The organism is uncultured Albimonas sp., assembly GCF_963977235.1.
Classification (GTDB): domain Bacteria; phylum Pseudomonadota; class Alphaproteobacteria; order Rhodobacterales; family Rhodobacteraceae; genus Albimonas.
Genome location: NZ_CAXBOD010000144.1, coordinates 1 through 2,084 on the forward strand (window position 1 = coordinate 1; position 2,084 = coordinate 2,084).

Sequence of the window (2,084 nt, forward strand, 5' to 3'; positions counted from 1 at the left end):
GCAAGCGGTTCGTGACGCCGGGCATGTCGCTGGGCGCGCTCAGCCCCGAGGCGCACAAGACCCTCAACATCGCCATGAACCGGATCGGCGCGAAGTCGGACTCCGGCGAGGGCGGCGAGGATCCCGCGCATTTCGAGCCGATGCCCAACGGCGACAACGCCAGCGCGAAGATCAAGCAGGTGGCCTCGGGCCGCTTCGGCGTGACGGCGGAATACCTCAACCACTGCGAAGAGCTGGAGATCAAGGTCGCGCAGGGAGCCAAGCCCGGCGAGGGCGGGCAGCTGCCCGGCTTCAAGGTGACCGAGATGATCGCGAAGCTGCGGCACTCGACCCCCGGCGTGACCCTGATCTCGCCGCCGCCGCACCATGACATCTACTCGATCGAAGACCTCGCGCAGCTGATCTACGACCTCAAGCAGATCAACCCGCGGGCCAAGGTCTGCGTGAAGCTGGTGTCCTCGACGGGCGTGGGCACGATCGCGGCCGGCGTGGCCAAGGCCAAGGCCGACGTGATCCTGATTTCGGGCCACAACGGCGGCACCGGCGCCTCGCCGATGACCTCGATCAAGTATGCGGGCCTGCCCTGGGAGATGGGGCTGACCGAGGCCCACCAGGTGCTGGCGCTCAACAACCTGCGCGAGCGCATCACCCTGCGCACCGACGGCGGCCTGCGCACCGGTCGGGACATCGTGATCGCGGCGATGATGGGGGCCGAGGAATACGGCATCGGCACCGCCGCCCTGATCGCCATGGGCTGCATCATGGTCCGTCAGTGCCAGTCCAACACCTGCCCGGTGGGCGTCTGCACCCAGGACGCGCGGCTGCGGGCGAAGTTCACCGGCTCGGCCGAGAAGGTGGTGAACCTGATCACCTTCTATGCGCAGGAGGTGCGGGAGATCCTCGCCTCCATCGGCGCGCGGTCGCTGGACGAGGTGATCGGGCGGGCGGACCTGCTGAGCCAGGTGTCGCGCGGCGCGGCGCATCTCGACGACCTCGATCTCAACCCGCTGCTGATCAAGATCGACGAGGGCAAGGACGCCGTCTACCTGCGCGACAAGCCGCGGGTGGAGGTGCCCGACACGCTCGACGCCCAGATCGTCGAGGACGCCCGGCCCTTCTTCAACAAGAAGGAGAAGATGGAGCTGAGCTACTCGGTTCAGAACACGCTGCGCAGCGTGGGGGCGCGGGTCAGCAGCCATATCGTGCAGACCTACGGGATGCGCGAGAACGGGCTGCAGGAGGGGCACCTGACGGTGAAGCTGAACGGCTCGGCCGGGCAGTCGCTGGGCGCCTTCGCGGCGCCGGGGCTGAAGATCGAGGTCTGGGGCGACGCCAACGACTATGTCGGCAAGGGCCTGTCGGGCGGCGTGGTGGTGGTGCGGCCGACCCGCGGCAGCCCGCTGGACCCCTCGGCCAACACGATCATCGGCAACACGGTGCTGTATGGCGCCACCGACGGGAAGCTGTTCGCCAACGGCCGGGCCGGGGAGCGGTTCTGCGTGCGCAACTCGGGCGCCTCGGTGGTGATCGAGGGCTGCGGGACCAACGGCTGCGAGTACATGACCGGCGGCGTCTCGGTGATCCTGGGCGCGGTGGGCGACAACTTCGGCGCCGGCATGACCGGGGGCATGGCCTACATCTACGACGTGGACGGCGACTTCCGGAAGCGGGCCAACATGGAGACGCTGGTGGTGCAGCCGCTGGAGTCGGCCCACTGGGAGGGCGAGCTGAAGGCCCTGGTCGAGGAGCATGCGGCGCAGACGGGCAGCCCGCTCGCCACCCGCCTGCTGCGCGACTGGGAGCTGGAGCGCGGGCGCTTCCTGCAGGTCTGCCCCAAGGAGATGCTCAAGGCGCTTTCCCATCCGCTGTCGGACGCGGAGGCGAAGGCGACCGCCTGAGGGCCCGAGACGATCGAGGGGGCGCGTCCACGGGGGCGCGCCCTTTTCGTTGAGGGAGGACGGGGGCGCCCTGCGGGCGGGCTTTGACCTGGGAGGGGCGTTGTCGCGGGGCGCCCGAGGAGGGCGCCGGGGGCGAGGGGGGAGAAGCTCCTGACTCACCAAAGAACAAGCCGCGCCTGTTCTCCG

At 69.3% G+C, this 2,084-nt stretch carries 1 protein-coding gene; it reads left to right on the forward strand.

The features are described from left to right. Positions 1–1,898, forward strand: a 1,898-nt coding sequence (locus AAC134_RS23805) for a glutamate synthase-related protein (protein WP_339952297.1), incomplete at its 5' end; no start/stop codon positions are given. Positions 1,899–2,084: the final 186 nt, after the last annotated feature.